Source organism: Gordonia sp. NPDC057258 (assembly GCF_042668985.1).
Taxonomy (GTDB): Bacteria; Actinomycetota; Actinomycetes; order Mycobacteriales; family Mycobacteriaceae; genus Gordonia; species Gordonia hongkongensis.
This window is the reverse complement of record NZ_JBHUXZ010000013.1, coordinates 42,793-69,401: the sequence shown is the minus strand read 5'-3', so window position 1 is coordinate 69,401 and position 26,609 is coordinate 42,793. Positions and strand designations below refer to the sequence as shown.

The window sequence follows — 26,609 nt, the reverse complement described above, 5'->3', positions numbered from 1 at the left end:
ATAGTGGAGAGATGCCCCGCCCCTCGGTGCTCGACCGCTTCACCGCCCCCACCCGGCGGTGGTTCTCGGGTGCGTTCACCGCGCCCACCGCTGCGCAGAAGGGCGCCTGGACCTCCATCGCCGACGGCGCGAACACCTTGGTCATCGCACCAACCGGGTCCGGGAAGACCCTCGCCGCGTTCCTCTGGGCTCTCGATCGGCTCGCCGCCGACGCCGGCAACCGTCCCGCGGGCACCAAGGTCGTCTACATCTCGCCGTTGAAGGCACTGGCCGTCGACGTCGAGCGCAACCTGCGCGCACCGCTGACCGGCATCACCCGGGCGGCCCAGGAACTGAACCTGCCGGAGCCCAACATCACCGTGGGCGTGCGGTCGGGCGACACCTCCGCCGCCGATCGGCGTGCGCTGGTCAAAACCCCACCCGACATCCTCATCACCACCCCCGAGTCGCTGTACCTGATGCTCACCTCGGCCGCGCGGGAAAGTCTCACCGGCGTCGAGGCGATCATCGTCGACGAGGTCCACGCGGTCGCCGCGACCAAACGAGGTACCCATCTCGCGCTGACCCTCGAGCGCCTCGACGAACTGCTGGACAAACCCGCCCAGCGGATCGGCCTCTCGGCGACGGTCCGCCCGCCCGAGGTGGTCGCGGGGTTCCTGTCCGGCGCCGCGCCGTGCCAGGTGGTCAAACCCAAGGCCGACAAGACATTCGACCTGCGCGTCGACGTCCCCGTCGAGGACATGGCCAACATCCCGCCGCCGGTGTCCGATGCCGACCCCGCGGCGCTGGACGACGCGTTCTCGCCGACTGCCGGCTCGTTGTGGCCGTACGTCGAGGCCTCGATCGTCGACCAGATCGAGGCGAACCGCGCCACGATCGTCTTCGCCAACTCCCGACGCCTCGCCGAGAAGCTCACCGCTCGGCTCAACGAGATCCACGCCGAGCGCCACGGCGAGCCTGCCGAACCGACCGGCAATCCGTCGGTCGCGGGCGGCGCCCCGGCGTTCGTGATGGGCAGCGGCGCGAGCTCCGGCGCCGAGCCGGTTCTCGCCCGCGCCCATCACGGCTCGGTCAGCAAGGAGCAGCGCGCCCAGATCGAGGACGACCTGAAGGCCGGCCGCCTCTCGTGTGTGGTGGCCACCAGCTCACTCGAACTCGGCATCGACATGGGTGCGGTCGATCTCGTCATCCAGGTGGAGTCCCCGCCGTCGGTGGCGAGTGGACTGCAGCGGATCGGCCGCGCCGGGCACCAGGTCGGCGAGATCAGCCAGGGCATCCTCTACCCCAAGCACCGCACCGATCTGCTGCACTGCACGGTGACGGTGGGCCGGATGCTCGACGGCGCGATCGAGGAGATCAAGGTCCCGCAGAATCCGCTCGACATCCTCGCCCAGCAGACCATCGCGGCGGCCGCGGTCGACGACCTCGAGGTCGATCACTGGTACGAGGTCGTCCGGCGCGCGGCGCCCTACCGCGAACTGGGCCGGGGCGTCTTCGACGCGACCCTCGACCTGATCGCGGGCCGCTTCCCGTCCGACGAGTTCGCCGAACTGCGCCCCCGGGTGAACTGGGACCGCGACGCCGGAGTCATCACCGGCCGGCGCGGCGCCCAGCGGCTCGCCGTCACCTCGGGCGGTTCCATACCCGACCGCGGACTCTTCGGCGTGTTCATGGTCGGCGAGAAGGCCACTCGCGTAGGCGAACTCGACGAGGAGATGGTCTATGAGTCCCGAGTCGGCGACGTGTTCGCGCTGGGCGCCACCAGTTGGCGGATCGAGGACATCACCCACGACCGCGTACTCGTCTCCCCCGCGTTCGGTCAACCGGGCCGGTTGCCGTTCTGGATCGGTGACGCGATCGGACGCCCCGCCGAACTGGGCGCCGCGATCGGTGCCTTCACCCAGTCGGTCGCCGATCCCGGGAAGCTCGACGACCAGGCAGACCGGCTCGGGCTCACCGAGAACGCCCGCAGCAACCTCGCGACACTCATCGCCGAGCAGCGCGAGGCGACCGGACACCTGCCCACCGATCGCACGCTGGTCGTCGAGAGGTTCCGCGACGAACTCGGCGACTGGCGGGTGATCCTGCACTCCCCCTACGGCTTACGTGTACACGCCCCCTGGGCCAGTGCCATCTCGCAGCGCCTGCTGGAGACCCTCGGCATCGAGGGCGCCACCACCGCCTCCGACGACGGCATCATCCTGCGGATGCCCGACACCGACGACGCCCCTCCCGGAGCCGATGTGTTCCTCCTCGACCCCGACGAGGTCGAGCAACTCGTGACCGACGGTCTGGCCGACTCGTCGATGTTCGCGTCCCGTTTCCGCGAATGCGCCGCCCGCGCCCTGCTGTTGCCGCGCCGGGATCCGGGCCGGCGCGCCCCGCTGTGGCAACAGCGCCAGCGCAGCGCCCAACTGCTCTCCGTCGCATCCAAATTCCCCGACTTCCCGATCGTGCTCGAAGCCGTCCGCGAATGCCTGCAGGACGTCTACGACCTCCCCGCCCTGCTCGATCTGCTGAACCGCATCCGCACGCGCCGGATCCGGGTGGTGGAGACCGAGACCCAAAGCCCCTCTCCCTTCGCCGCGTCGCTGCTGTTCGGGTACGTGGGAGCCTTCATGTACGCCGACGACGCGCCGCTCGCCGAGCGCCGCGCGGCCGCCCTCTCCCTCGACACCAGCCTGCTGGCCCAGTTGCTCGGGCGCGTCGACCTGCGCGAGCTCCTCGATCCGGCGGTCATCGCCGACGTGATCGCCCGGCTCCAACGCCTGTCCCCCGAGCGTCAGGCGCGCGACGCCGAGGACATCGTCGACCTCCTGCGATGGCTGGGCCCGCTCACCACCGAGGAGGTCGCGGCCCGGTATCGCGGCGACGAGCCGGCCGCCGACCTGCTCACCGAGCTGCACCGGGTCGGGCAGATCATCTCGGTCAACCACAACGCACGTGCGCTGTGGGCGGCCATCGACGACACCGCCCGCCTCCGTGACGCTCTCGGGGTGCCCGCACCTCTCGGCATCCCGGCGGCCTATCTCGAGGAGGTGCCCGACCCCGTCGGAGACCTCATCGGCCGGTACGCCCGCACCCATGGCCCGTTCACCGTGCCCGAGGCCTCCGCGGCTCTGGGTATCGCGACCGGGGTCGTGCGCGACACCCTCAACCGTCTCGCATCGGAGCGACGCGTCGTCGAGGGTGACTTCCTGCCCGATGCCGGTACCGGCCCCCGGGACGGGCAATGGTGTCACGCCGACGTGCTGGGTCAGATCCGACGCGGTTCCCTGGCGGCGAGCCGCGCCGAGGTGGCTCCCGTCGGTACCGACGTCCTCACCCGGTTCCTCCTCGACTGGCAGCACGCGTCGTCGGGCACCCAGCTCCGGGGTGTCGACGGGGTGGCGACGGTCATCGACCAGCTGGCCGGGTTCCCGCTGCCGGCGTCCGCGTGGGAGTCCCTCGTACTGCCGGCCCGGGTGTCCGATTACGCATCGCCGATGCTCGACGAACTGCTCAGCGCCGGTGAGGTCATCTGGTCCGGACACGGTCGCATCGGGAACTCCGACGGCTGGGTGGCGCTGCATCCCGCGGACGTCGCCGTCCTGACTCTGCCCGACGCCGACGAGATCGACACCACCCCGGTCCACGACGGGGTCACCGCAGCACTCGAACCCGGTGGTGCCCTGCGGTTCCCACAGATCGCCGCCGACATCAGCACCGGCACCACCACGCCGGCCGCCGACATCGAGAGTGCCCTATGGGACCTCGTGTGGGCGGGGCGGGTCAGCAACGACAGCTTCGCGCCCGTCCGGGCCCTGCTGCAACCGCGGCGCAGCCCGTCCGCGCCGCGGTCGGCGCCCGCGCATCGGGCACGCGGACGCGCACCCCGGCTTCGCGCCGGCCGCCTGTCGGCCCGGTACCTCACCGAACACTCCGTCGCTCCCCCGGTGTCGCCGACGGCGAGTGGCCGCTGGTTCGCCCTCGACCACCCGTCCACCGAGCCGACCATCGCCACGCAGGGCCTCTGCGATCAGTTGCTCACCCGCTACGGCGTGATCACGCGCGGCAGCGTCGTCTCGGAGGAGGTGACCGGCGGCTTCGCGCGGGTCTACAAAGCGCTCACCGTCTTCGAGGACAACGGACATGTTCGTCGCGGCTACTACGTCGACGGCCTCGGCGGGGCGCAGTTCGCCTCGCCGGCCACGGTCGACGAATTGCGCCGGCATGCGCTGCCCGATCGCAAAGCGCCCCGCGAGGCAACCGTGCTGGCCGCGACGGACCCGGCCAATCCCTACGGGGCGGCGCTCGAGTGGCCGGCGTCTCGCGACACCGAGGCCGGTCACCGCCCGGGCCGCAAACCGGGGGCGCTCGTGGTGATCGTCGACGGTGACGTGGTGTGTTTCGTCGAACGCGGCGGCAAGACGCTGCTGACGTTCAGCGACTCGATCCCGCGGCTGGAGTCGGCCGCGGGCGCGCTGGTCGCACTGGTCCGGCGGGGCCGGATCGCGCGTCTGACGATCGACCACATCGACTCGGAACCCGTGCGCGCCACCGACTTCGGCAAGGTGCTCGTCGAAGCGGGATTCTCGACGACCCCGCGCGGCATCCGGCTGCGTTTCGGTGATCATGCCTGAGGTGGACCATGCCTGAGGGCGACACCGTCTACGCGGCCGCCGCACGACTGCGGGCGGGGCTCGCGGGACGGGTGCTCGAGTCGTCGGACTTCCGCATCCCGTCGCTGGCCACCGCGGACCTCTCCGGACGCGAGGTCCTCGCGGTGCGATCGGTGGGCAAGCACCTGCTGATCGACGTCGCCGAGAGCGGTCCGGGTGTCGGCGACACCCTCAGCATCCACTCGCATCTGAAGATGGAGGGGGCCTGGCACGTTCATCCTCGCGGGCAACGGTGGCGGCGGCCCGCCTATCAAGCGCGTGCGGTCCTGCGAACTGCCGACCACGAGGCCGTGGGTTTCGACCTGGGGGTCCTTGAACTCCTCGCCGACCCGGACGCGGCGCTCGCCTACCTCGGTCCCGACCTGCTCGCCGACGACTTCGATCGTGAAGAGGCGATCCGGCGACTCGCCGCGCACCCCGACGAGACCATCGGGTCGGCACTCCTCGATCAACGCCTCATCGCGGGGATCGGCAACGTCTTCCGCAGTGAGATCTGCTTCCTCCGCCGTGTCCTCCCCACCCGGCCGGTGGGCGAGGTGGATCTCGGCCCGGTGGTCGATCTCAGCCGGCGTCTCCTGTGGGCCAACCGGATGCGCTCGGCGCGCACCACCACGGGCAACACCTCACCCAACGCGCGGATGTGGGTGTACGGCCGTCACGGTCGGTTGTGCCGGCGCTGTGCGACCCCGGTGAAGCGCGGCGAACTCGAATCCCCCGGCGGGGAGCGCTCGGTCTACTGGTGTCCCCGGTGTCAGATCTGAGGCGGCCGAGGCCCCCTCACACGGGGTAGCGCTCGGGCTCGGGCCCGAACTCGAAGCGGCGGGCGGTGATCGAGTCGACCGCGATCTCCACGTAGTTGTACTTCATCGTGGCGATCCACGGGCGCAGCGGCAGCTGGTCGGCCGCCTCGATCTCGTGGAGCGACACCAGTATGCGTGCCGTCCCCTTGGCAACGACACTCCACCCGTCGGTCTCGGTATGTCCGTCGGCTTCGAACGCCACTCGCGAATTCACCGCCAGCTCCGACAGTTTCGTGCCCTCGCCGGACCGCAGCATGATGCGGCCGTCGGTCGCGTGGAAGTTCACCGGGAAGATGTCGGGCTGGCCGTCGACGCTCAGTGCAATCCGACCGAGCTGCGCTCCTCCCAACAGGTCCCAGGCCTGGCTGGGGGTGAGCACCCGTACCGATTCGTCGACCATGATCGTCTCCTTCTCCCCACACCGATCGTCCCGCGCGACCAGGGAACGGCGACAGAGCCCAACGTCCCGACTTGACCGGAGCCACCGTCACTTCGGAACGGGCACCGGTTCGAGGATCTCGGCCCGGGCCTCGGGGGCCGCGGCGCGCAGGGCGTCGGCGGAGTCGTCGTCGGGTTGCTGCTGCGAGGCCACCTCGGCCTCCACGCGCGCGACGTAGGTCGCCACCTCGAAGTCGCGTTGCTCGGTGGTCCAGCCGAGGAGGGGCGCCAGCAGGTCGGCGACCTCGTCGGCGCAGTCGACGCCACGATGGGAGTACTCGATGGCGATGCGGGTCCGCCGGGCGAGGACGTCCTCGAGGTGCAGCGCCGCCTCGTCGACCGCGGCGTACACCACCTCCACGCGCAGATACTGCGGCGCCGCGGCCAGCGGTTGCAGCAGGCTCTTGTCGCCGTCGGCGTAGTACAGCACGTCGTCGATCAGCGAGCCGTAGCGGTTCAGCAACCGGCGAATCCGGTACGGGTGCAACCCGAATCGGCGTCCGAGGTGCTCGCACTGGTTGATGAGCGCGAAGTAACCGTCCGCCCCGAGCAGCGGGACGCGTTCGGTGATCGACGGCGCCACCCGGGTGGGGATGAAGTCGTCGCACGCGTCGACGGCGTCGGCGGCCATCACACGGTAGGTGGTGTACTTGCCGCCGGCGATCGACACGAGTCCGGGCGCGACGGTCGCGACCGCGTGTTCCCGGGACAGCTTCGAGGTCTCGTCGTCCTCCCCGGCCAACAGCGGCCGGAGGCCGGCGTAGACGCCTTCGATGTCGTCGTGGTTGAGCTTGGTGACCAGGACCTCGTTGACGCGTTCGAGGATGTAGTCGATGTCGGCGCGGGTGGCGGCCGGATGCGCGAGGTCGAGGTTCCAGTCGGTGTCGGTGGTGCCGATGATCCAGTGCGTCTCCCACGGGATGACGAACAGCACCGAGTTGGCGGTGCGCAGGATGATCGCGGTCTCGCTGACGATCCGGTCGCGCGGCACCACGATGTGCACGCCCTTGGAGGCCCGGACCTTGAAGTGCCCGCGCTGCTTGGACAGTGCCTGCACCTCGTCGGTCCACACGCCCGCGGCGTTGATCACGCAGTGGGCACGGATCTCGGTCACATCGCCGTTCTCGGTGTCGCGCACCCGGACTCCGAGCACCCGGTCGGATTCGCGCAGAAATCCGGTGACCTGGGTCGAGGTCCGGATGACCGCACCGTAATTGGCCGCTGTGCGGGCGACCGTGAGGCTGTGCCGCGCGTCGTCGACGACGGTGTCGTAGTACCGGATCCCGCCGATGAGCGAGCTGCGCTTGAGTGCCGGGGCCACGCGCAGGGCACCCGATCGGGTGACATGACGCTGTCCGGGAACGGACTTGGCGCCGCCCATCCGGTCGTAGAGGAAGATGCCGGCTCCGACATACGGCCGCTCCCACACCCGTTGCGTGAGCGGATACAGGAACGGCAACGGCTTGACCAGATGTGGCGCGAGGAACCGGAGCGACAACTCGCGTTCGCGTAGAGCCTCACGCACGAGGCCGAATTCGAGCTGCTCGAGATAGCGGAGGCCGCCGTGGAACATCTTCGACGACCGGCTCGATGTGCCCGAGGCGATGTCGCGTGCCTCGACCAGCGCGACGCGCAGACCGCGTGTCGCGGCGTCGAGTGCGGCACCGACACCCACCACGCCGCCACCGATGACCACCACGTCGAACTGTTCCTCCCCGAATCTCCGCCACGCCTCGGCGCGGTAGAGGGGCCCCATGTCGGCGGGCCGGTCCGCGTTGAACTCGGTGTTCATGGTTGCTGAGCCTAATTGATCTCTGTGGCCTCGACAGCGTGCGACACTGTCCGGCGTGGGTAGGTCAGGCAAATACGTGGCGGCAATCGACCAGGGCACCACCTCGACCCGGGCGATGATCTTCGATCACGAGGGTCGCGTCGTCGGCGCCGAACAGCTCGAACACGAACAGATCTTCCCGCGCGCGGGCTGGGTGGAACACGACGCCGCCGAGATCTGGCGTAACACCCGCCGCGTCGGCGCCGCTGCCCTCGCGTCGGCCGAACTGACCGCGAAGGACATCGTCGCCTGCGGCCTCACCAATCAGCGCGAGACCACCGTGATCTGGGAGCGCGACACCGGCAAGCCGGTGCACAACGCCATCGTGTGGCAGGACACGCGAACCGATGATCTGTGCACCGAGCTGGCCGGAGATGTCGGCATGGACCGGTTCCGCGATCGCACCGGCCTGCCGTTGTCGACCTACTTCGCCGGCCCCAAGGCCCGCTGGCTGCTCGACTCCGTGGACGGCCTCCGCGAACGCGCCGAGAACGGCGAGTTGTGCTTCGGCACAATGGATTCCTGGATGGCGTGGAACATGACCGGCGGCGTGGACGGGGGTCAGCACGTCACCGACGTCACGAATGCCTCCCGGACGATGCTGATGGACCTGCGCACCCAGCAGTGGGATGCCGAGATCTGCGCCGACATGGGCATACCGATGGCCATGCTGCCCGAGATCCGAAGCTCCTCGGGCGACTTCGGGGCGCTCCGCGGCAACGGCCCGCTGCCCGGCGTGCCCCTGGCGGGCATCCTCGGCGACCAGCAGGCGGCGACGTTCGGCCAGGCCTGTCTGGAGCCCGGTGAGGCGAAGAACACCTACGGCACCGGGAACTTCCTGCTCCTCAACACCGGCACGGAACCGGTGTTCAGTGAGCACGGCCTGCTCACCACCGTCTGCTACCGCATCGGCGACCAGCCCGCGCGATATGCCCTCGAGGGCTCGATCGCGGTGACCGGTTCGCTCATCCAGTGGTTGCGGGACAACCTCGGACTGATCCCGCAGGCGTCCGACGTCGAGAAACTGGCCGGCGGGGTCGACGACAACGGCGGCGTCTACTTCGTCCCGGCGTTCTCCGGACTCTTCGCACCGCGCTGGCGCTCCGACGCCCGTGGCGTCATCGTGGGTCTGACCCGGTTCGCCGACAAGGGCCACATCGCGCGGGCGGCGCTGGAGGCCAGCGCTTTCCAGACGCGTGAGGTCATCGAGGCGATGCAGGCCGACTCCGGGGTGGAACTGTCGACGCTGAAGGTCGACGGCGGAATGGTCGTGAACGAACTGCTCATGCAGTTCCAGGCCGACATCCTCGACGTACCCGTCGTGCGGCCGGTCGTGAACGAGACGACCGCTCTGGGCGCGGCGTATGCGGCCGGCCTGGCCGTCGGTTTCTGGAAGAGCGAGGACGACATCCGCGCCAACTGGGCCGAAGACCGCCGGTGGGAGCCCGGGATGGCCGCAGACGACCGCGACCGCCTCTACGCGGGATGGAACCGAGCCGTCGAGCACAGCTTCGGCCTGACCTGACCGGCGCGACGGCGCCGCTGCCTCACATCACGTGGTCGGCGAGGATGGCGACCACCCCGGCGGTGCCGCCGAGCGCCGCGGCGGCCTCGTAGGCCGATTCGCGGAGCGCATCGCGCAGCGACTCACCAGCGGCGGGCGTCGACATCGCGGCCACCAGGCAGTCGACGGCGCGGGCGCGGCGGAAGCTGTCGCGCTGAGCGTCCACGTCGCCACGACGCTGATGCGCGAAGGCGTCGAAGTCGTGCTGTGCCGCGACGAGCCGCAGACGTGCGATGCCGGCCGTCGACGCACCACCCTGCCGCCGCCACTGGCTGATCGCCTCCCGGATCTCGGGCGTCGAGACCGCCGTGACGTCCAGGACGGTCGCGACGATCAGGTGCAGACACGCCGTGAGGTCCTCGTCGGGCACCGAGTCGACGAGGCGGGCGACGCCGCCCGGTAACCGGTCGACACGCTTCAGCCCGGCGTTCACACGGTCTCCGGTTTCGACGTGGCCGAACCGCCCGACGGTGCATCGGTGTCGTCCGAGACCTCCTGCGCCGCACCGTCGACGGGGGTCCGGGAGACGGCGTCGCCGGGTGCCGCGGGCCGCAGGGACAAGGCCTGATCCGGCCCGGCCGGCGCGGCATCGTCGACCGCCGGGGAGGCCTGCCGGATCCAGTCGCCGATGACGGGCGGACCGACGAGCGGCATGTCGCCGACGAGCTGCGCGCCGTGTTCCCGTGTGTGCAGGTACGGCGCGGCCCGGTGGCTGTCGTCGTCGGCGCCGGGCCGCCGTCCGCCGCCCGGGGCCCCGGCGAGCGGCATCCCCGTCGGGCGCTGGGCAATCGGCCCGGCGGTGGCGGGGGTCGCCGGCGTCGGTGAGCCGCCGGCGCCCGGGGTCGGCGTCGGCGCCGATGCGGGTGGGAGCAAGCCGGGGGCGGGCATCGCGACCGGGACCCCGGCGCCTCCACTCGCCGGCGCACCGGCACCGGAACCGGAACCGCTGTTCTCACCGATCCCGTCGGCGCCCTCCGACCGGCGCGTTCCCGGAGCCGCGGCGCCGCGGGTCGTCGACTCGGGCGTCGCCCGACCACCACGCACCAACCCGTCGGGGCCGTCGGTGTTGCCACGACCGGATGGTCCGCCGCCCGGACCCGCAGGCCCTGGCGGCGTCGACGACGCACCGGGTCCGCCGCCACCGGGCGGTGGACCGCCCGCAGCGACCGGCACCGGCCCGGCAGTCGGAGTGGCACGCCCGAAGTCGCCGGCGTCGACGGTGTTGGCGGCCTGACCGCGGGGAGCGTCCGGCCCGGAGCCCGCGGCCCCGGAACCGCCTGCGGTCAGCCCGCCGCCGAGTCCTGCGGTCACCCCGTTCGCCCCGGACGGGTCGTTCGGCAGGGAGCGCTGCAGCCCGATCATCGGCGAGGAGTAGGCGCCCGTCATCGCCCGGTCGACCTCGTGCCGGACCGCCGGCGCGTCCTCGGGATTGTCACGGATGTGCTGCTGCAGCTCACGCAACCGCCCCTCCTGCCCGCGAGCCGACCCGAGGATGCCCGTCGCGCCGGCCAGCGCATCCCCGATCTGACCGGCCGTCTCCGAGGTCGTCGCCAGATCGGCCGACAGCGACCGGCCCGCCTCCAGCGCCGCGTCGGAAGCCTGACCGAGCATGCCGTCGCCGAACATCGCGTGCATCCGTTCGGCCGCGCGGCGGACGGACTCGATCGCCTGCAGGATCGTGTTGACGTCACCGCCGGCACGACCGGGTTCCATCGTGCTCAGGACGTCGAGGATCTCGTCGATGCTCATGCCCGCCCACTGCGTGCGACCGCGAGCGAACGCGCGGTCGTTGCGACTGCCGTAGGTGTTGTAGGACTGCTGCGGCGAGCTCACGACACCCCCTTGGTCGCCGGCCGGGACGAACGAATTCGTCCGACCCTACCGTGACGACGCACCCGGCGGCGCACACCGGCACCGGCTGTGCACAGCGGGCGGGCGGCGCTCAGTCCAGGTCGTCGTGCCGAACCAGCTGCCGCGCCGCCTCGGTGATGGACCCGGTCAGCGACGGGTACACCGAGAACGTCTGGGCCAGATCACCGACGGTGAGCTTGTTCTGCACCGCGAGGGCGATGGGCAGGATCAGTTCGGAGGCGTTCGGCGCCACCACGACACCGCCGATGACCACACCGGTGGCCGGCCGGCAGAAGATCTTCACGAAGCCCCGGCGCAGACCGCTCATCTTGGCGCGCGGGTTGGTGGCCAACGGCAGCATCACGGTGCGCGCCGGGTACTCACCGGTGTCGATGGCGTTCTGCGACACCCCCACCGTGGCGATCTCCGGACGCGTGAAGATCGCGGACGCAACGGTTTTCAGCTTGATCGGGCTCACGCCCTCGCCGAGTGCGTGGTACATCGCGATGCGGCCCTGCATGGCGGCCACCGATGCCAGCGGGAACAGCCCGGTGCAGTCGCCGGCCGCATAGATCCCCGCGACCGACGTGCGGGACACCCGGTCGACCTCGATGTAACCGCCCTTGCCGACCGCGACCCCGGCACGATCGAGTCCGAGATCGGTGGTGTTGGGGACCGAACCGACGGTCATCAGCACGTGACTGCCGGTCACGGTCGAGCCGTCGGCCAGATGCGCGGTGACCGAATCGCCGTGCCGCTCGACCTTGTCGGCGCGGGCGTGCTTGACCAGTTCGACGCCGCGTTCGGCGAGTGCGTCCTCGAGCACCAGCGCGGCGTCCTCGTCCTCGTGCGGGAGGACCCGGTCGCGGCTCGACACGAGCGTCACCTTGACGCCCAGTTCGGTGTAGGCGTGGACGAACTCGGCGCCGGTGACGCCGGAACCGATGACGACGAGGTGTTCGGGCAGCTCCTCGAGGTCGTACAGCTGACGCCAGGTGAGGATGCGCTCGCCGTCGGGCTGGGCGTCGGGCAGCACGCGGGGCGAGGCGCCGGTCGCCAGCAGGACCACATCGCCGTCGTAGCGTTCGGTGGTTCCGTCGGCGAGGGTCGCGACGACGGTGTGCGTCGAGACGCCGACCTGCCGCTCGTCGAGAACTGCGGTACCGGAAACAAGCGTCACGCCTTCGCTGATGAGTCGTGAGCGGATGTCGGCGGACTGGGCGAACGCGAGGTCGCGGACCCGCTGGTGGATCTGCGGCAATGTGACGGAGGTGTCGTCGGTCTTGATGTTGATACCCAGATCGACGGCGCGACGGACCTCGGTGCGGATGCCGGTGGACGCGATGAACGTCTTTGACGGGACGCAGTCCCACAACACGCAGGCACCGCCGATCCCGTCCGAATCGATCACCGTGATGTCGGCCCCGTAGGCGGCCGCCGCGAGCGCCGCCTCGTAACCCGCGGGTCCGCCGCCGATGATGACGATCCTGGTCACTGTGACTCCTGTTCTCCACGCCGGCTCGCCGCGTCCTTCGTGGGGAAGCTGCGCCCGGCTGTGTGTCGTGGCTCGACGGGAACGCGGGGTGACACGCTCCTCGGGTCGCGCGAGACGGTCGACCCCGTTCGCGCCGCCTACCAAACTAGTCGGGCGGGTCCGTCGTTGTGAACGTGGTCGCACACCGGGGCCGGGCCACGGTGTCGCCTTCCGGACTCGGCGGAGACCATCTAGGCTCCATCCGTGCCCATCTATGCCGCCTATGGATCCAACATGCATCCCGAGCAGATGGCCGAGCGCGCGCCGCACTCCCCGATGTCGGGCACCGGATGGCTCCGCGGCTGGCGTCTGACGTTCGGCGGCGGCGACATCGGGTGGGAGGGGTCCCTGGCCACGGTCACCGAGGACCGCGACGACCCCGACGCCCGGGTGTTCGTCGTTCTCTACGACGTCACCACCGAGGACGAGGATCTGCTCGACCGGTGGGAGGGTTCCGAGCTCGGCATCCACCGCAAGATCCGCGCCCGCGTCGACACCGCCGACGGCCCGGTGCTGGCCTGGTTGTACGTCCTCGACGCCTTCGAGGGCGGGTTGCCCTCGGCGCGCTATCTCGGCGTCATGGCCGAGGCCGCGGAGATCGCCGGCGCACCCGCGGAGTATGTGCAGGACCTCCGGTTGCGCGAGTCGCGCAATGTCGGACCCGGGCCGGGGCCCGCGGAATAGACCGAGTGTCCTAGCCGGCGGCGCTGGTCGCGTTCAGCACGATCCCGGCGAGCGCGCGCACACCGATCGCGAGGGCACGTTCGTCGAGATCGAAGTTGGGCGCGTGCAGATCGACCTGCGGTCCGAATCCGTCCCACACGCCGAGGCGGGCCATCGCTCCCGGGACGTGTTCGAGATACCAGGAGAAGTCCTCGCCGCCGGGTGACTGCGGGGTGTCCGCGATCGCCTTGGACCCGATCGCGGCGACGGACCGTTCGAACATCCCGACCGCGACCTCGTCGTTGACGACCGGCGGCACCCCGCGGAAGTACGAGAGGTCGTACCGGACGCCGAGCGGTGCCAGCAGCTCGCCGACGACGCTGCGGACCAGCGGCTCGAGCTGGGCCCAGGTGGCGTGATCGCCGGTGCGGACCGTGCCGCGCATGCGACCTTCCTGCGGGATGGCGTTGGCGGCGCTGCCGGCGTTCGCCGCGCCCCACACCATCACCGTGCCCGAACGCGGGTCGATCCGTCGCGACAGCACCCCGGGCAGGCCGGTGATCACCGTGCCCATCGCGTAGATGAGATCCCCGGTGAGGTGCGGCCGCGACGTGTGCCCGCCGGCCGAGTGCAGTTGCAGATCGATGTGGTCGGCCGCGGACGTCAACGGGCCGGACCGCAGGCCGACCGTGCCGACCGGCAGGCGAGGGTCGCAGTGCAAGGCGAAGATGCGGCCGAGACCGGTGGTGACGCCCGCCTCGATGGCGTCGAGGGCTCCGCCGGGCATGACCTCCTCGGCGGCCTGGAAGATCAGACGCACGCCGACCGGAAGTGGTTCGGCCGCGGCGAGGAGCTTCGCGACGCCGATCAGGATGGCCGTGTGCGCGTCGTGACCGCACGAGTGCGACGCGCCCTCCACCGCCGAGGTGAACGGCAGGCCGGTGTGTTCGGTCACCGGCAGGGCATCCATGTCCGCGCGCAGCGCGATGCGGGGCTCACCGGCAGGACCGAGGTCGCACACCACTCCGGTGCCCAGCGGCAGCCGGCGCGGGGTGAGTCCGGCGGCGGTGAGCTCGCTCATCACCAGCTCGGTGGTGCGGACCTCTTGCCGGGACAGTTCCGGATGCGCATGGATCTGCCGGCGCCACGCGATGAGATCGCCGCCGTGCTCGGCGAGCCAGGCGTCGATGGGATCGTCCGCCGCGGCGAAGTCCGCTCCCGCGGCCGACATCAGAAGACTCCGGGCGGGGTCTGACGTGCGAGGTCGTCGAGCAGGGGGCCACGGAGTCCGCGCTTGATCAGCGCCAGGTTGGGTCCGGCGGTCGCGGAGCGGGCGGCCGCGATCTCGGTGGCCCGCTTCACGAGGAGCTCGGCGTCCACGGCCTCGTCGACGATTCCCGCACGCACCGCGTCGTCGGCGCCGTACCGCCGGCTGGTGTACATCGCCTCGGTGGCGGTGCGATCGGTCAGTCGGGTGCGCAGCAACGTCGCCATCCCACGGGTGAACGGCATGGTGAGAGCGGCCTCGGGCAGCGACCAGAAACCGCGTTCGGTGCGCATCAGGACGTGGTCGGTACACAACGCGAGCATCGCTCCGGCGCCGAAGGCGTGTCCGTTGACGGCGCTGACCGTCGGAACGGGCAGGGTGAGCACCTTCGCGTACAGGGCGTGCACGCGGTCGAGGTAACCGGGCAGCTGGTCGGGAGCGGCGAAGATGTGGTCGGTGTCCAGGCCGTTGGAGAAGAACTTCCCGGTGGCGGTGATCACCAGCGGTCGTGGCGGGTCGGCGACCACCTGGTCCAGCAGTGCATCGACCTCGTCCAACCAGTGGGTCCGGAAGCGGTTCTCCGGATTGGACTCGCTGATCTCCTCACCGCGCGCTCCGAGATGGAGCTCGACGACCTCCCCGTCACCGTTCAGAAATGGCATGTCCCGACCTTATCGCTCCCGGTCTCGTCGCCACCGACCCGATCGGTCGGCGCGCTGCGACGCGCGGCCGTGTGGGCCTGGGAACGGTTTAGGGTTGGCGCATGGAGCCCACCGCCGACCCCGATGCCGCGGCCATCGTCGCCGCGGCCACGATCGCTGCCGAGACCGACGCCGCTACACACGATGTGGCCGTCATCCTCGGGTCGGGATGGTCACCCGCCGCCGACGCCTTCGGGCGGCCCATCCGCTCGTTGCCGATGGCGTCGATCCCGGGATTCGTCCCACCCAAGGCCGCCGGCCACGGCGGCGTGGTCCACTCCGTCCGGATCGGTGATCGACGAGTCCTGTTGATGCTGGGACGTATTCACGCCTACGAGGGCCACGACCTCGCTCGCGTGGTCCACCCGGTCCGCACCGCAGCCGCGGCCGGTGTCCACACCGTCGTGCTCACCAACGCGGCGGGCGGTCTGCGCGAGGACATGTCGGTCGGGCAACCCGTGCTCATCACGGATCATCTGAACCTCACGGCCCGCTCCCCGTTGGTCGGTGCCCAGTTCGTCGACCTTGTCGATGCCTATTCACCGCGGCTGCGACAGATCGCGCGCGGCATCGACCCGGGCCTCGCCGAGGGGGTCTACGCCGGGCTCCCCGGCCCGCACTACGAGACCCCCGCCGAGATCCGGATGCTGCGGACGATGGGTGCGGACCTGGTCGGGATGTCGACCGTGCACGAGACCATCGCGGCGCGCGCCGCCGGACTCAACGTGCTCGGCATATCCCTGGTTACCAACCTCGCGGCCGGCATGACCGGCGAACACCTGAGCCACGCAGAGGTCCTGGAGGTCGGCCGCGCGTCGGCAACCAGGATGGGCGAGTTGTTGGCCCGGATCATCGGCGAACTGTAGGACCGAACGGAACCGGCGGCCGGCCGAACCGAAGGAGCGAGATGACCTATCCACCGAGCGGTCCAGGCGGCCATCCCCAGGGTGGCTATCCGTCGGGCGGTTACCCGCAGGGCCCGGTGCCACCTGGCCCGCCGCGGTCCCCGTGGTCGTCGCCGGCGGTGCTGGTGGCGATCGGCGCGGGCGTGCTGCTGGTGGTGGTGGGCGTCCTCGCGGCGCTGCTCCTGATCCCCGCGGACGACGAGTCCGCGGACCGCGACAGCGCGGACGGCGGACAACCGTCGGCGTCGACCTTCACGAGTACCGTCACCCGCCCCGCGGAGACGACGACCCCCACCACCGCGACCACCACCACGACGACGCCGCCCCCGGTTCGGCCGACCCCCACCGTCGCCGGCGCGGACTGGCAGGGATTCACCAGCGGTCCCCGCTGCAACGCCGCCGACGACCCCGCCGTGGCCGTCGGACAGACCGCCCGGTCGCGCGTGGTGATCTGCCAGGTGGGCACCCAGACGGGCCGCTTGTACTACAAGGGCGCCGCACCCGAGGGCGGGATCGAACTCCAGTTCCCGACCCGCACCGGAGACACCTTCGAGGCGCGCAACGGCTCGGTGCGTTACCTCGTCTCGCCGACAAGTCTCACCATCGTCGACGGCGGCGCCGTGCTCACCGAGGAGCCGATGCTCGCGTACTGGTCGCTGCCCGGCTGAGACCCGCCGCACCTCCCTGACCGCGGTTCGGCTCAGCCCGGTCACCGAAATGCGAAGCGTGCGTGACGGGATGACCGTTGCGTCCGACGTCGCCGCCCGCCGCTCGGGCCGTCGCCAATTGGCTTGGAACACAGACGACGCCGATATCGAGATCACCCGGTGGAATGCGCTGACACAAAGCCGGACGCTCGCTCAGCGCTCAACAGTTCCCATCCACTGCGTCGAGACGGGCCGGTCTCGTACGGGGGGCGGTTGCCTCTGGGGTGACACTGTGGAGTTGTCAAAGGACGGATGCGGTCCCGGGTATGGCCCGGGTGCGGAAGGTGCTACGCGAAAGTGGTTGTCGGACGGCCGGTCAGGCGGCCTCGTCGAGGCGCATGGTGCGCCGGTTGTAGGCGGGTAGCGGTCGGCGTTGCGGGTCGATACTGGCGGGTGGGACGAGCCAGGGATGGCGGTCGAATCCCATCACGATGTCCCAGCCGTGGTGGTGGACCTGCGTATGGCAGCGCTGACACAGCAAACAGCCGTTGTCGAGGTCGGTGGGTCCACCGTCGGCCCACGACTTGATATGGTGAACCTGGGTATGTGACGGTGGTGCACCGCATTTGACGCAACACGCGTCGCGGACGATCACCGCCTTACGTAGGTGCGCCGGATACAACCGACGGGTGTGACCCATCTGCAGCGGTACGCCCTCACTGTCGAGGACGATCTCGGTCAGGGATCCGTCGCAGGAGACCTGTTTCGCGGTGGCATGGCTGACCGTCCCGGTCCACGGCAGCGTTGCGAGTTCTCCGGTGGCGGGGATGGTCAGCATCAGTTGCGTGCGTGGACTTCCGACGGTATCGATGGTCGCGCCGATCGCGGCTTGGTCGAGGATCAACTCGAAAGCGTCGGCGCGACGCTGCTCGGCGGTGCGACGATCCTCGGCGCCGTCGGGTTCGGGCCGTGGACAGGACCGTTCGTCGATCATCGCCAGGAACTTCTCGCCGACCAACTGGGTGAGGTCAGCGCGGACCTCGACGCGCCCGTCGTCGGTGGTGTGCACGTTGACCGCGTTCAGCGATGGGTCGTCGGTGGCCGGTACACCGGTGTCAGAGTCGTCGCAGAGTGTGTTGCTGATGGCTCGAGCGTGCTTGAGTACTTCAGTCGGTGTCGCGCCCGACAGCGCCTGGGCGACGAGCTCGCTCTCATACCGGGAGCGATCGTCGTCGGAAAGCGCCTCACCACATCGTTTCTCGATCTCGTTCATGCCGCGGACGATGGCATCGACGATCTCGCCGGACAGCCGCCCATCGGCGGCATGACGCGCCAAAGCGGGCAGGTTGGGCAGCGCGTCGACACTCCGCATGGTGCGGAGGGCGGAGGCCGGCGCATGTCCTGACTCGATCAGCAGCTTCTTGGTGGTGCTACCGGCTTTCTGCGCGACCCCGAGAGCATCGAGTTGCGCTGCGTTCGTGGCGATTTGATGATCGGCAAGGTTGCGGATCAGGCGCCACGTGTCGAGGGCGTCGAATGTCGCTCTGCCGGTTGGGTCGTTGGTGGGCAGGGTGGTTCCGATGAGTTGATCGAGGAGAGTGGCTAGCTCTGACATGACTCCAAGGTACAGGAACATGCGTTCGACCACGAAGAGTTTCCACAGGCCCAGAAATAGCGAAACTATCCACTGTGCAGCGTTTTTCGTCGACTGTGCGCTGATTCTCGTTGACTGGCGTAGATCGTTGACAGCGGTGAACTTCAGTCACACCCGTTTCAGATTTCATTCTGTAAGCGAATAATTCGTCACGATCCAGCGCTTCTATGTCGCCGCCCCGGCCCCCGCGATCGCTCACGACAAGTGGCGCTCCCAGGTCGGCGGACCCTGTCACTGATCGTCGTCGAGCCAGGCTCATGAGGCCCCTCGCTACTGCGACCGTGATCATTGCGTGGATGTCGATGACCATGGCTTGGCTGTGTTTGCAACGTGTGTGGCGTGAGACAGAGGAGGCGGGGTTCGGCGCAAACGCGCGGCCGCACCGGCGCGGCACTGGGCGCCCACCGAGATGCAGACACCCGGATGCCCCGCCGCGCCTGGGTGTCCGGCCACTGGCGAGTCGAGTTCAATGACCCGAATCGGTCAGCGGAATCGACGGCTGGATATGCGGTTTCAGCGATCCCCTGCGTTCAAGCCAACGGTCAGAAGCGGCGCGACGAGCTCGCTCGGGTGGTCCCGACCCTCACAAATACCTCGGACCGAACTGCCGGTCGCCCGCGTCACCGAGACCGGGCACGATGTAGTTGACCTCGTTGAGACCGTCGTCCACGGCAGCCACGACGAGCCGGCACGGGTGTCCCGAATTCTCCAGCGCCGCAACCCCTTCAGGTGCGGCGACGACACATACGGCGGTGATGTCGGTGGCGTTGCGGGCGACCAGCAACTCGATGGTGTGGAGCATGGAGCCGCCGGTGGCGAGCATGGGGTCGAGGACGAACACCGGCCGTCCCGACAGGTCCTCCGGCAGCGACTCCAGGTACGGCACGGGTTGTGCGGTCTCCTCGTCGCGGGCGAGGCCCACGAAACCGACATGCGCCTCGGGCACCATCGCGTGCGCCTGCTCGACCATGCCGAGTCCGGCCCGCAGGACCGGGACCAGGAGAGGCGGGGATGCCAGCCTCGATCCCGTGTGCGCGGTCATCGGCGTGTTGATCGCGACGTCGGCGCGCGGCGCACCGGCAAGCGCCTCGTAGATCAGCATCTGGGTGAGGTCAGACAGCGCAGCCCGGAATCCGGCGTTGTCGGTGGTCTCGTCGCGCATCGTGGTCAGACGCGCGGCTGCGAGGGGATGGTCGACGATCAGGGACTCCATGCCGACACCCTATTTCCTCCCCGGCGCTCGCGTGCCGCTTGGGCGAGCTCCACCACGCCGGTCTGGGTCGCCGCGAGAATTTGATGGAACCCAACGGGGCCGCGCCGCGTCGAAAACCCATGAGCCCGTCCTCCCCCCATCCCTATCCCGCACCCACCCGGCCAGGCCCGGACACAGGTGGCCGACTGTTCGCCGATTCGTCTGCGCTGCACGAGTTCTCCGGCGCACACCGCACGAACGCCCAGATGCTCGAGGGCGGGACCGGCAGCGACGACGCCGCCGTGGTCGAACTCGCCATCACCTTCGGTCTCATCGGCATCGAGTTCCTCACCGCCGTCGTCGAGTTCCTCGACCTGCACCGTCGCACCATCGAGGCCGCGACGGCGCGCGAGGAACGCGTCGGACTCACGACGAGCTCGGCCGCAACGTCGTACGCCGACTGCGACTGCGCCGCCGCCGACCGGATCGCGACGGCCGGTGAGCTGACGCTGTGATTCCCGTCGAACTCCTCATCGAGCCACTGCGGCAACTGATCGCCGCGCTGGGGACCGGGATCCTGGCACCGGGCAACCCCGCCGAGCAGGTCCGGACCGTAGCGGGCACCGTCGAGTCGGTGCGCCAGCGGTCGACGTCGGCCGCCGAGTCCGTCCTCACGCGGTGGGACGGAGCCGGGGCCGCCGGAGCCGCAGCCGCGACCGCGGCGAACCAGCGCCGACTCACCGAACTCACCGAATGCGCCGCCGAGTTCGGCCGGCTCGTCGAGAGCGCCGGCCGTACCGTCCACATGGCGTCGACCGCGCTGAACGGCCTCGTGGACTCCCTGGAACGGCATGTCCGTGGCCTCGCCGGCGGATTGGCCACTCCGGCAGTCCTTCTCGCGGTCCTGCCGATCGCCGTCGAGCATCTGAGCCGCGGCGTGGAGATCATCGGTCGTGCTCGCGCCGAGCTCGGCTCCGACACCGAGGCGATGGCCGCCCTGGCCCGCCGCACGGCGCCGGCCGAGATGGTCGGAGTCGCAGGCGGCGACGCCGCCAGACTGTCGCCCGTCCCCACGCCCGGCGGCGTCCCCATCACGCTGCCCGACGGCTCGGTCGCCCACGCTCCGAACGAACGCGCGGCGACCGCGGTGCGGGCCGCGCTGAGTCAACGCGGGGTGCCCTATGTCTGGGGCGGGACGACGCCCGACGGATTCGACTGCAGCGGCTTCACACAGTGGGCTTACCGGCAGGCCGGGCTCGAACTCCCCCGCCTCGCCCAGGAGCAGGACACCGCCGGGTATCAGGTGTCCCAGGCGCAGCTGCAGCCCGGAGACCTCGCGGTGTGGTCCGGCCACGTGGCGATGTACATCGGCAATGGTCAAATGATCGAAGCCGGTGACCCCGTGGGCGTCTCGCCGGTACGCACCTCGAACCTCGACCAGGCATTCGAAGGATTCTTCCGTCCACGATGAGAGCCGCGCCGATGGTCGCACCCGCGGGCGGGTCAGGAGTTCATCGAAAAGTCGTCGGCACACCACCGACCGTCTGTGGGGGCACTACTGGATCCGCCGCCGACAATCGCTAGGCTGTGTCCCCATGGCCGGAGACATCGTCCCGATTGAGCTCGGACTCACCGACGGAAACAGCTTCACCCTGTGGGCACCCCGCTGGCGTGAGGGCGACGATGAATGGGAGGCCTTCCTCGGACTGGACGAGGACCTGTACGTCCTGCCCTCTGTCGCCGAGCTCGCCGCGTTCATCCGCACCAACGAGGACAACGATCTCGTCGAGCACCCGGCGTGGTCGACCGTGGTCGGCCTGCAGGCCGATGAACTGGTCCCCGACGGGCGCCACAGCTACGACCTCGTCGGCGTACCCGAGCTCGCCGCGGAGGACCCCACCGCCGAGGTCATCGCCGAACTCGAAGACGCACTCGAGATCGTCCGCATCCTCGGTGAGGTCTGCGAATTGACACCGGTCACCAAGTTCTTCAACGGCAACCCGATCCTGGGCGCCGTCACCACCGGCACACGCAACTTCGACGGCCGCGAGGGCACCGACCTCTGGGTGCGCATCGGCCGGCTCATCGCCAAGCACTGGGATGACGTGCTCGATGCCATCGACGGTGTCATCAGCACACCGAAGGTGGACGCCAAGGCCGTCGAGACCGCCGAGGCCGAACTCGAGGCCGCCGCGTCCGCCGAGGACGAGGACGAGCCGACCGACGATGACATCGAGATCGTCGGTGCCCCCGACTCCGAGTCCTCGGACGCCGCCGACGACGATGACCTCGAAGAGGACACGGACGAGGAGGACGAGGACGACTACGACGACGACGATTTCTGGGCGTCGGTCGGCATCGACCCGATCAAGATCGTCACCAGCGCGAACGAGTACCTGACACTGCGGTGTTACCTCGGAGACGACCCGGTGTTCCTCGGCACCAAGGGCAAGATCTTCGTGTTCACCTCGGCGCGCTCGCTCTCGCGGTTCCTCGCCGACGACAACACGCACGACCTCGCCGACCTGTCCACGTTCGACGAGGTCCGCACCGAGGCGACCAACGGATCACTCGAGTTCGACGTCATCGACGACAACGTCTACGTCCTGCCGGGTCTCGCCGACGACATCGCCGACGGCCCCCGCCGAATGGATCGCGACCAGCTCGACCTCGCCGTCGAACTCTTCACCGACGCAGCCGACTACGCCGGTGACAACACGGTCTCCGAGGCCCTCGGCACCACCACTCCGCTGGGATGGTTCGTCGACTACACCGTCAACCCCGACCCCAAGCGCATGGCGCCCAGCGGTCCGTTCGACAACGAGGCCGAGGCGTGGCGCGCGCTCGAGCACGACTTCGAGGCCCGGCTCACCAAGAAGGGATGACGGGCGCAGTCCCCTCCTCCCGCCCGTAACCGGCCGCGACGGTGCTGCTCAGCCGAGCAGCACCGCGTAGCCGGGCTTGATCACGTCGTCGATGAACGCCAGCCGCTCGTCGAAGTGGATGAACGCCGACTTCATCGCGTTCACCGTGAACCGCTCGAAATCCGCCCAGCCATAGCCGAACCGATCGGCGAGCAGGCCGAATTCCTTGCTCATGGTGGTGTCGGACATCAATCGGTTGTCGGTGTTCACCGTCACCCGGAACCGTAGGCGCGCCAACACGTTGAACGGATGCTCGGCGAGTGAACCGACCGCCCCGGTCTGCACATTCGAACTCGGGCACAGCTCCAGCGGAATCCGCTTGTCCCGCACGATGTTCGCCACCTGACCCAGCCGCGCACCCGCGAACGAGTGCGCCGCGAGATCGACCCCCTCCGGGAGTTCGATGTCGTCGAAGACGCGGACGCCGTGACCCAGCCGGTCCGTCCCGCAGAAGCCGATGGCCTCGTGGATCGACGGCAGCCCGAATGCCTCGCCGGCGTGGATGGTGAAGGGCGCACAGTTGGCCCGCATGTATTCGAAGGCGTCGAGATGGCGGGTCGGCGGATGCCCCGCCTCGGCGCCGGCGATGTCGAAACCGACGACACCCCGGTCCCGGTAGCGGACCGCGAGTTCGGCGATCTCGCGTGACCGGGCGGCGTGGCGCATCGCGGTGACCAGGCACCGCACGGTGATCGTCCGGCCCCGCTCGGCCGCGACCGCCTCGCCCTCGGCGAAGCCCCGCAGCACCGCCTCGACGACCTCGTCGAGGGTCAGCCCACCTTCGAGATGCTGTTCGGGCGCATAACGCACCTCGGCGTACACGACCCCGTCGGCGGCGAGGTCCTCCACGCACTCGCGCGCGACGCGTTCCAACCCGCCGACGGTCTGCATCACCGCGACCGTATGCGAGAAGGTCTCGAGATAGCGCTCGAGCGAGCCGCTGTCGGCCGCACGTCGGAACCACTGCCCGAGCGTCTCGGCGTCATCGATCTGCCTGCCGTTCTCATCCGCCGGGAGGCCGTCGTATCCCACCTCGTGGGCCAACTCGAGGACCGTCGCGGGCCGGAGTCCGCCGTCGAGGTGGTCGTGGAGGAGCACCTTCGGGGCGAGGGAGATGTTCGCCGGGGTCAGCGTCGTCATGATGGAAACCTAACGCGGTCGATGATCAGTGGACGGGTGCGCGCGCCGCCCGCGTGTTCGGCGGAGTCGGGCCCCACGGTCGTCGCCCCGGCCAGGCAGGAGCGGGCGCCGGGGATCCGGTCCTCATCCTGCGTGTGCAGGGTGAACAACGGTTGACCGGCTCGGACACGATCACCGGGCTTCGCATGGATGGTCACTCCCGCCTCTGCCGCGACCGCCTCCCCCGGCTTCGATCGGCCGCCGCCGAGGCGCCACGCGGCGTCGCCGACCGCGCGCGCGTCCATCTCGGTGACGATGCCGTCGCCCGACGCGGTCACGGTGTCGTGGTGGCGCGCCGTCGGCAGGGGCGCATCGGGGTCGCCACCTTGCGCCGCGATCATCGCCCGCCACGTGTCCATCGCCCGGCCGTCGGCGAGATGGGTTGCGGGGTCGGCGTCGACGAGCCCAGCGGCGTCGAGCATCTCCCGGGCGAGGGCCAGGGTCAGTTCGACGACGTCGGCGGGTCCGCCGCCGGCGAGTACCTCCACCGACTCGGCCACCTCAACGGCGTTGCCGATCGCGAGTCCGAGCGGTGTGCCCATGTCGGTGATGACCGCACGGGTGTCGACACCGGCGTCGTGACCGAGTTCGACCATGGTCGACGCCAGTTCGCGCGCGTCGTCCTCGTCGGGCAGGAAGGCACCCGACCCGGTCTTGACGTCGAGGACCAGCGCACCGGTGCCCTCGGCGATCTTCTTGCTCATGATCGACGACGCCAGCAGCGGAATGGACTCGACCGTGCCCGTGACATCGCGCAGGGCGTAGAGCTTGCGATCGGCGGGTGCCAGGTCGGCGCCTGCGGCACAGATGACCGCGCCGACCCGCTCGAGCTGGTCGAGCATGTCAGACGTGCTCACCTCGGCCCGCCACCCCGGGATGGACTCCAGCTTGTCGAGCGTCCCACCGGTGTGACCGAGCCCCCGACCGGACAGCTGCGGCACCGCGACACCGAACGACGCGACGAGCGGCGTGAGCGGGAGGGTGATCTTGTCCCCGACGCCGCCGGTGGAGTGTTTGTCCACGGTGGCCAGCGGCCGCCCGTCCCGCTGCAGACCGGACAGGTCCATCCGGCGCCCGCTGTCGATCATCGCGTGCGTCCAGGACGCGATCTCACGGCGATTCATCCCGCGCAGATATATGGCCATCAGCAATGCCGACATCTGTTCCGCCGCCACCTCGCCGCGGGTGTAGCCGTCGACCATCCACGCGATCTGTGCGTCGGCGAGTTCGTGTCCGCCCCGCTTGGTGGCGATCACCGACACCGCGTGGATGATCTCCCGGGCGTCGACCGTCATGAACGGACCGCCTCGAGATCGTCGGGTCCGAAGGCATCGGGAAGCAGCTCGGCGAGCATCCGGGGACCACCGGGGTGGTCGACGAGGAGCTCGCGCCCGCCGTGTTCGAGCAGGACCTGTCGGCACCGTCCGCACGGCATCAGAACCGCCCCGCGGGCGTCGCAGACGCTGACCGCCCGCAGCGCTCCGCCTCCGTCGTTCACCAGGGCCGCGACCAGTGCGACCTCGGCGCAGATACCCAGGCCATATGAGACATTTTCCACATTGCAACCGGCGACGACACCGCCCTCGGCTGTGATCCCGGCGGCGCCCACCGGGTACCGGGAGTAGGGTGCGTAAGCACGACCGATCATCGATCTGGCCTTGTCCCGCAACACATCCCAATCGATTTCTGTAACCACGTGGATCTCCTGTCGCCCGGCGTCATCGGCCGTTCATCCGGATTTCATCACCGCAAAGCTTGGGTAAGGCAAACCTAAGTCGTAATGTCTTGTCGCCCAGATCGGTTCGGGCAATTTACCACCGGAATGTGCATGGGTTTAGAGTCTCTTCGTATGGGTCCATGGTCGAGTCGGAGCATGCCGATTCGACGCGTCCATCGACGATGTTGGAGGCCACTTTCCCGATGAGCACCTCGACCGAAGTCGCACCCGACCCGGTGCGCAGACGATCTCTTTATCGCGGCGATCCCGGCATGTGGTCGTGGGTCCTGCACCGCATCACCGGCGTCACGATCTTCTTCTTCCTCTTCGTACACGTGCTCGACACCGCGGTCATCCGAGTCGACCCCAATCAGTACGACGAGATCATCGAGACCTACAAGACGCCGATCATCGGTCTCATGGAGATTGCCCTGGTCGCGTGCGTCCTGTTCCACGCCTTCAACGGTGTGCGCCTGATCCTCGTGGACTTCTGGTCCAAGGGACCCAAGTACCAGCGACAGATGCTGTGGGTGGCCATGACCCTGTTCGTCATCGTCTTCGGTGCCGGCACGGTCCGCCTGCTGCAGATCATGTTCAGCCACCTGTAGGAGACACCAGAGATGACCACCTCGGAAGCCACCGGTGTCGCCAAGACCCTCGGTACTCAGCACGACCGTCCCGCGAGCCTGGACAACCCGCGCTCGCCCCGCAAGCCCAAGGGCGGCAACTTCGAGAAGAACGCATGGCTGTTCATGCGGTTCTCCGGGCTGCTGCTCGTCGTCCTGACGATCGGCCACATGTTCATCATGCTGGCCTGGGACGGCGGCGTGCACCGCATCGACTCCTCGTTCGTCGCCGCGCGGTGGAGCTCACCCTTCTGGCAGATCTGGGACCTCACCATGCTGTGGCTGGCCCAACTGCACGGCGGCAACGGTGTGCGCACCGTCATCGCCGACTACTCCCGCAAGGACTCGACCCGTTTCTGGCTGAACGTGCTGCTCGCCGTGTCGATGATCCTCGTCCTCACGATGGGCACCTACGCCCTCCTGACCTTCGACGTCAACAGCGTCGGCTAAAGGAG

General features: G+C 69.4%; 23 protein-coding genes. 11 read left to right on the top strand and 12 right to left on the bottom strand.

Annotated elements, in window-relative coordinates:
* Window positions 1-11 precede the first annotated feature (11 nt).
* Both ACFUEJ_RS11800 and ACFUEJ_RS11795 read left to right on the top strand, forming a co-directional pair.
* Window positions 12-4,622, top strand: a complete 4,611-nt coding sequence (locus ACFUEJ_RS11800; protein WP_277242658.1) for an ATP-dependent helicase — start codon at window positions 12-14, stop codon at window positions 4,620-4,622.
* 8 nt (window positions 4,623-4,630) lie between these two features.
* Window positions 4,631-5,422, top strand: coding sequence for a DNA-formamidopyrimidine glycosylase family protein (locus ACFUEJ_RS11795; RefSeq protein ID WP_068970324.1), 792 nt, complete (start codon window positions 4,631-4,633; stop codon window positions 5,420-5,422).
* 16 nt (window positions 5,423-5,438) lie between these two features.
* Here ACFUEJ_RS11795 and ACFUEJ_RS11790 read toward each other — a convergent pair whose 3' ends face one another.
* Window positions 5,439-5,861 carry a pyridoxamine 5'-phosphate oxidase family protein gene (locus ACFUEJ_RS11790; RefSeq protein WP_269553216.1) on the bottom strand — a complete coding sequence of 141 codons (423 nt, stop codon included), beginning with the start codon at window positions 5,859-5,861 and terminating at the stop codon, window positions 5,439-5,441.
* Between the two features lie 87 nt (window positions 5,862-5,948).
* Window positions 5,949-7,691: a glycerol-3-phosphate dehydrogenase gene (gene glpD / locus ACFUEJ_RS11785; RefSeq protein WP_065630729.1), complete on the bottom strand. Its 1,743-nt coding sequence runs from the start codon at window positions 7,689-7,691 to the stop codon at window positions 5,949-5,951.
* A 76-nt stretch (window positions 7,692-7,767) separates the two neighbouring features.
* Between glpD and glpK the strand changes: the two genes are divergently transcribed.
* Complete coding sequence (gene glpK / locus ACFUEJ_RS11780) at window positions 7,768-9,255, top strand: glycerol kinase GlpK (protein WP_388029598.1); 1,488 nt, start codon at window positions 7,768-7,770, stop codon at window positions 9,253-9,255.
* Window positions 9,256-9,277: 22 nt separating this feature from the next.
* Here glpK and ACFUEJ_RS11775 read toward each other — a convergent pair whose 3' ends face one another.
* The 3 genes from ACFUEJ_RS11775 to ACFUEJ_RS11765 form a co-directional block, all read right to left on the bottom strand.
* Window positions 9,278-9,727 (bottom strand): hypothetical protein, encoded by a 450-nt coding sequence (locus ACFUEJ_RS11775; protein WP_223258846.1) that lies wholly within the window; start codon window positions 9,725-9,727, stop codon window positions 9,278-9,280.
* Window positions 9,724-11,127, bottom strand: coding sequence for a hypothetical protein (locus ACFUEJ_RS11770; protein ID WP_388029555.1), 1,404 nt, complete (start codon window positions 11,125-11,127; stop codon window positions 9,724-9,726). The genes ACFUEJ_RS11775 and ACFUEJ_RS11770 overlap by 4 nt, the downstream gene beginning before the upstream one ends.
* 109 nt (window positions 11,128-11,236) lie before the next feature.
* Complete coding sequence (locus ACFUEJ_RS11765; protein WP_058250647.1) at window positions 11,237-12,640, bottom strand: NAD(P)H-quinone dehydrogenase; 1,404 nt, start codon at window positions 12,638-12,640, stop codon at window positions 11,237-11,239.
* A 243-nt stretch (window positions 12,641-12,883) separates the two neighbouring features.
* Here ACFUEJ_RS11765 and ACFUEJ_RS11760 point away from each other — a divergent pair, with 243 nt between their 5' ends.
* Window positions 12,884-13,363 carry a gamma-glutamylcyclotransferase gene (locus ACFUEJ_RS11760; protein ID WP_004021668.1) on the top strand — a complete coding sequence of 160 codons (480 nt, stop codon included), beginning with the start codon at window positions 12,884-12,886 and terminating at the stop codon, window positions 13,361-13,363.
* A gap of 10 nt (window positions 13,364-13,373) precedes the next feature.
* Here the strand turns inward: ACFUEJ_RS11760 and ACFUEJ_RS11755 are convergent, their stop codons facing one another.
* Window positions 13,374-14,573: an amidohydrolase gene (locus ACFUEJ_RS11755; protein ID WP_068971766.1), complete on the bottom strand. Its 1,200-nt coding sequence runs from the start codon at window positions 14,571-14,573 to the stop codon at window positions 13,374-13,376.
* Window positions 14,573-15,271, bottom strand: coding sequence for an enoyl-CoA hydratase/isomerase family protein (locus tag ACFUEJ_RS11750; RefSeq protein ID WP_068971765.1), 699 nt, complete (start codon window positions 15,269-15,271; stop codon window positions 14,573-14,575). The genes ACFUEJ_RS11755 and ACFUEJ_RS11750 overlap by 1 nt, the downstream gene beginning before the upstream one ends.
* A gap of 101 nt (window positions 15,272-15,372) precedes the next feature.
* Between ACFUEJ_RS11750 and ACFUEJ_RS11745 the strand changes: the two genes are divergently transcribed.
* Both ACFUEJ_RS11745 and ACFUEJ_RS11740 read left to right on the top strand, forming a co-directional pair.
* Window positions 15,373-16,176, top strand: a complete 804-nt coding sequence (locus ACFUEJ_RS11745; protein ID WP_068971764.1) for a purine-nucleoside phosphorylase — start codon at window positions 15,373-15,375, stop codon at window positions 16,174-16,176.
* 41 nt (window positions 16,177-16,217) lie between these two features.
* Entirely contained in the window at window positions 16,218-16,883 is a 666-nt protein-coding gene (locus ACFUEJ_RS11740) for a hypothetical protein (RefSeq protein WP_068971763.1), read from the top strand.
* A 355-nt stretch (window positions 16,884-17,238) separates the two neighbouring features.
* On the opposite strand, the gene ACFUEJ_RS11735 is transcribed toward ACFUEJ_RS11740, so the two are convergent.
* Together ACFUEJ_RS11735 and upp are read right to left on the bottom strand one after the other, a co-directional pair.
* Window positions 17,239-18,498 (bottom strand): DUF222 domain-containing protein, encoded by a 1,260-nt coding sequence (locus tag ACFUEJ_RS11735; protein ID WP_388029549.1) that lies wholly within the window; start codon window positions 18,496-18,498, stop codon window positions 17,239-17,241.
* Between the two features lie 601 nt (window positions 18,499-19,099).
* A complete protein-coding gene (gene upp / locus ACFUEJ_RS11730) occupies window positions 19,100-19,729 on the bottom strand; it encodes a uracil phosphoribosyltransferase (protein ID WP_068971761.1) in 630 nt (209 codons plus the stop codon).
* A gap of 119 nt (window positions 19,730-19,848) precedes the next feature.
* Here upp and ACFUEJ_RS11725 point away from each other — a divergent pair, with 119 nt between their 5' ends.
* From ACFUEJ_RS11725 to ACFUEJ_RS11715, 3 genes are all read left to right on the top strand, one after another.
* Window positions 19,849-20,223, top strand: a complete 375-nt coding sequence (locus tag ACFUEJ_RS11725) for a type VII secretion target (protein WP_068971760.1) — start codon at window positions 19,849-19,851, stop codon at window positions 20,221-20,223.
* On the top strand, window positions 20,220-21,179 hold the full coding sequence (locus tag ACFUEJ_RS11720; protein WP_068971759.1) for a C40 family peptidase: 960 nt from the start codon (window positions 20,220-20,222) through the stop codon (window positions 21,177-21,179). Before ACFUEJ_RS11725 ends, ACFUEJ_RS11720 begins: the two co-directional genes overlap by 4 nt.
* Before the next feature lie 124 nt (window positions 21,180-21,303).
* Window positions 21,304-22,593 (top strand): primosomal protein, encoded by a 1,290-nt coding sequence (locus ACFUEJ_RS11715; RefSeq protein ID WP_065630717.1) that lies wholly within the window; start codon window positions 21,304-21,306, stop codon window positions 22,591-22,593.
* A gap of 48 nt (window positions 22,594-22,641) precedes the next feature.
* Here the strand turns inward: ACFUEJ_RS11715 and ACFUEJ_RS11710 are convergent, their stop codons facing one another.
* Genes ACFUEJ_RS11710 through ACFUEJ_RS11700 form a run of 3 tightly spaced genes read right to left on the bottom strand, consistent with a single transcriptional unit; the run spans window position 22,642 to window position 25,507 of the window.
* On the bottom strand, window positions 22,642-23,772 hold the full coding sequence (locus ACFUEJ_RS11710) for an adenosine deaminase (protein ID WP_068971758.1): 1,131 nt from the start codon (window positions 23,770-23,772) through the stop codon (window positions 22,642-22,644).
* Window positions 23,769-25,106: a thymidine phosphorylase gene (locus ACFUEJ_RS11705; RefSeq protein ID WP_068971757.1), complete on the bottom strand. Its 1,338-nt coding sequence runs from the start codon at window positions 25,104-25,106 to the stop codon at window positions 23,769-23,771. Before ACFUEJ_RS11705 ends, ACFUEJ_RS11710 begins: the two co-directional genes overlap by 4 nt.
* Complete coding sequence (locus tag ACFUEJ_RS11700; RefSeq protein WP_058250658.1) at window positions 25,103-25,507, bottom strand: cytidine deaminase; 405 nt, start codon at window positions 25,505-25,507, stop codon at window positions 25,103-25,105. The genes ACFUEJ_RS11705 and ACFUEJ_RS11700 overlap by 4 nt, the downstream gene beginning before the upstream one ends.
* A 224-nt stretch (window positions 25,508-25,731) precedes the next feature.
* On the opposite strand from ACFUEJ_RS11700, the gene sdhC reads away from it, so the two are divergent.
* Both sdhC and ACFUEJ_RS11690 read left to right on the top strand, forming a co-directional pair.
* On the top strand, window positions 25,732-26,136 hold the full coding sequence (gene sdhC / locus ACFUEJ_RS11695; RefSeq protein ID WP_058250873.1) for a succinate dehydrogenase, cytochrome b556 subunit: 405 nt from the start codon (window positions 25,732-25,734) through the stop codon (window positions 26,134-26,136).
* Window positions 26,137-26,148: 12 nt separating this feature from the next.
* Window positions 26,149-26,604, top strand: a complete 456-nt coding sequence (locus tag ACFUEJ_RS11690) for a succinate dehydrogenase hydrophobic membrane anchor subunit (RefSeq protein WP_058250659.1) — start codon at window positions 26,149-26,151, stop codon at window positions 26,602-26,604.
* The last annotated feature ends 5 nt before the right edge of the window (window positions 26,605-26,609 follow it).